Annotated in this window: 1 protein-coding gene; it reads left to right on the top strand. The window is 49.4% G+C overall.

The window, feature by feature from the left end:
* Positions 1-834 precede the first annotated feature (834 nt).
* Positions 835-3,041: ESPR-type extended signal peptide-containing protein (locus FT726_RS26565; protein ID WP_346303778.1), on the top strand; the 2,207-nt coding region annotated here is incomplete at its 3' end.

Below are 3,041 nucleotides of genomic sequence, written 5' to 3'. Positions count from 1 at the left end.
TGGCGCAGCAGCTGGGCAACCACAGCTACAGCGACACCAGCGCGGTGGCGGGCGTGAAAGTCAGCTTCTGATGATAAACGGCTCTCGTAACGGGGGCCGTTTTATTGTGGCCGTTAGCATGTTTGCGCCGCTGCTGCATAAGCTAATCAAAAACATCTGACGGTGCGCAATCAGTGCGCACCGGCTTGCGCAGGTGTGGTTTGATTATGGAACGCGCCTTCCATCTACTCCTCCAGCGTAATCGCTTCCTGCAAATAAATCAGGATAATCTCTCTCTTCCTGCATTTCCTCCACATCTTCCAGCATTTCGCACTGCTCCGTTAGTTGAGGGATACCGATGAAGAAATTAATTCTTTTTATACTGCTTTAAGCAGGGGTAATTATTCATTTTATTATATTGGACCATTTCCTCAGGCGATTATTAATCTTTTTTCTTATTAAGTTTGATGTCGGTTTATATTGAAAGTAGTTAATTAGCTAATTAATGGTTGTGAACTTTTTGCTTGTCCCGGCAATCAAGATCGAATGTACTGGTTTAATAAACCCGCCCTGAACAAAAAGGCATTGCAGCTTGCCTGAAAAATTTAAGGTTTTATTATTCGCTGGTTTCAAATTTCTTTTTGAACATTGCCGGGTGGTTCGCTATTTGCAGCATTTTATTTATGCTGGCGAGCTGATTTTAATCGTAAATAGTCGCAAGCAAGCTCAATTCACAAGAGTTAATTTGAGGTGTTTTTTATTTAATTGAGCCAGATTGAGTGGCTGAAATAATCACTACTGCGGCTCTGTTACATCATGACTTTTACGGAATGAACTGATCAACCAAGGAAAAGCATGAACAAAATTTATCGTGTTATCTGGAATTATGCACAGCAAGGCTATGTCGTTGCATCGGAGCTGGCGCGCGGCAAAGTAAAATCCTGTTGTTCTGGCCCTGCACTCAATCACTTATTTTTAATCGTCGGTGCGTTTGGTTCAGCTCTGCTGCTCGCCATTTCCCTCCCGGCGCTAGCCGACCATGGCGCGATTCTGACAGGGCCTGACGATCAGCTCGTACTGAGTAATCAGACACTGCAGGCTGACGGCGACGATTATCATGGATTGCTGGTGCAGAATGGGGGCAAGGGGAGCATCACGGATGTGAGGGTGCTGGCCGATGGCAACCAGGGATACGGTATTTTCTCTACCAGCGCTTCTTCCGCAATTGAGATGATTCGCGGGAGTGTGCAAACCCGCGGTGATGGGGGCTACGGTGTGGTATCGAGCTTCACCGGAACAATAAAAATTGACGGAACCCGTGTCGAAACTCAGGGTGCAGATGCTCACGGCGCTTATGCTTCTACAGGCGGCATTCTTAACAGTGTCAACGCAGACTACGTCACCCAGGGTGATGCTGCCTATGGCGTTTATTCCCGCGCCACGGATTCACAGATTAATCTGCAGGGGGGTAGCGTCACCACTAAAGGTAACCAGTCTTATGGACTCATCGCGGGGTCAGGCGGCAGGCTCAATGCAAATGGAGTCCAGGTCGTCACCAGTGGCGATGAATCCTATGGTGTATTCGCCATTAATCCTGACTCCGAACTCACGCTGACAGGCGGAACGATAACCACCAGCGGAAATGGTGCTTACGGTGCTTATGCAGCAGGCAATAATTCACGACTGGATCTTGATAATGTGAGTATCACGACCAGCGGCACCAAAGCCTATGGTCTGCTGGCAGGAACTCTGTTAACACGGGATGGTGGAAGGCTCAGCGCCAGCGGCGTGCAGGTTACCACTTCCGGAGATGGCGCTTACGGCATTTATGCAACCGGAAAAAATTCGCAGCTAGAGTTGAAAAATGTCACAAGCCGCACCGATGGCAACAGAGCCTATGGTTTGGTTGCAGGATTAGGCGGCACACTGAATGCCAGCGGTATGGACGTTGTTACCAGTGGTATTCAGTCGTATGGCATATTTGCTAACAATGACGGTACGGACCTTACACTGATGAATGGGACGGTATCTACAACCGGAAAACGCGCGTTTGGGGTATATGCTGCTAACGCTTCGACATTACATGCCCGTAGTGTGCAAATCGCCACCCGTGGAGACAAGGCGCATGGCGTAATTACTGAGAGCGGTGCAAAGCTGGATTTATCAGGAGCAGAAATCAGCACTACAGGTAACGATGCGCATGGCGGTTATGTAACGGGTGAAGGTTCCCTGCTAAACCTGAATAACAGCGCATTTCTGATCAACGGGGCAGAAGCGAATGGTCTGACAGCAGAAGCGAAATCAACGCTTAATGCAGAGAATAACGTCATCAACATTACTGGCAGCGGCATCGGTGTGTCTGCTTATGGCGAGGGAACAGTATTAAACCTCTCCGACAGCCGCATCGAAATGGGAGAAAGTGCCGGATACGCCGTGCTGGGTACCTATGACAGTGTTATTAATCTTGAAAATATTGAGATCGATACTCAGGCAAATAGCTCAGCGCTAACGGCTCAATACGCCAGTACCCTAAACGCTGAAAATATCGCTATAAAGGCGCGCAGCGGCGGTTATGGTATTGAAGTGCAGGACGGCGGCACATTTAATGGCAATAAGGTTTTTATTGAAAAAAGCGGCACCGATACGGCAGGTTTTAATGCCGCGATAAATGTGCTGAATTTAAATGTGCCGGATCTTACCAATCATCTGTCCCTGAGCGATTCAAATATTCAGGTTTTTGGTGAGAATGCTACTGGCATTCTTTCGCAATATCAGGCCACACTTGCGGACATCAAGCTCGCCAATACCCGCATCACCGCGACCGACGGCACCGCAGTCAACGTGCTGACCGGCACCGACATGCACATCGACGCTGATAACTCGCTGCTGAGCGGCAGCACGCTGCTGAAAACCGGCTATAACACAGCGGAAGGTTCGACCGCCGGCTCGGTGGTACTGAACGGCAGCAACCACTCGCTGTTCGAAGGCAACGTGGACATTGACCGCAGCCAGACCACCGACAGCCAGATCAACCTGAGCGGCAGCTCGGCATGGACCGGTGT

The organism is Pantoea sp. Morm (assembly GCF_016643525.1).
Classification (GTDB): Bacteria; Pseudomonadota; Gammaproteobacteria; order Enterobacterales; family Enterobacteriaceae; genus Pantoea; species Pantoea dispersa.
Note: the sequence above shows the minus strand (reverse complement) of the source record. Positions and strands in the feature narration are given on the sequence as shown.